1 protein-coding gene is annotated in these 606 nt (G+C 68.2%); it reads left to right on the plus strand.

Annotated elements, in window-relative coordinates; genetic code table 11:
- Positions 1-126 precede the first annotated feature (126 nt).
- The coding region (locus IG99_RS43535) for an IS1380 family transposase (protein WP_037684582.1) at positions 127-606 on the plus strand (480 nt) is incomplete at its 3' end.

The raw sequence follows: 606 nt of genomic DNA on the forward strand, positions 1-606 counted from the left end.
TTAGCCTCGCGCTTTCATGAAGCGGGCTGTCCGGCAGGCGGTCAGGAAAGCAGAAAGTGCCTCTGACCAGCAAGAATGAGGATTGTCTAGGTCCCTGTTCCTGCCACCGCCGGAGGCACTTCCCAGGTGAAGCACCCTATCGGGTCCTACCCCCGTGTCCGCGTCCAGGACGACGGCCGCCAGGTCGTCACCCAGGCCGGGTCGGTCCTGCTCGTCGAAACGGTCCGCAAGACCGGCCTTGGCCAGGCCGTATCCCAGGCTCTGGCTCCATGGCGGAAGCCGCGGGCCGTCCACGATCCCGGCAAGATCCTCCTCGACGTCGCTCTGGCGGTCGCACTGGGCGGGGACTGCCTCGCGGACGTCGCCATGTTGCGGTGTGAGCCAGCCGTCTTCGGCCCGGTCGCCTCCGACCCGACCGTCTCCCGCCTGATCGACACCCTCGCCGCCTCCGGCGAGAAAGCCCTGCAGGCCATCCGGTCTGCGCGGGCCGAAGTCCGCAGCCGTGCTTGGTTGTTGGCGGGTAAGAACGCCCCGGACACCGACGGACAGGTCACCGTCGACCTCGACGGCGTCCTCGTGATCGCGCACTCCGACAAGCAGGACGCG

The sequence above is a fragment of the Streptomyces griseus subsp. griseus genome (genome assembly GCF_000720255.1).
Lineage (GTDB): Bacteria > Actinomycetota > Actinomycetes > Streptomycetales > Streptomycetaceae > Streptomyces > Streptomyces griseus_I.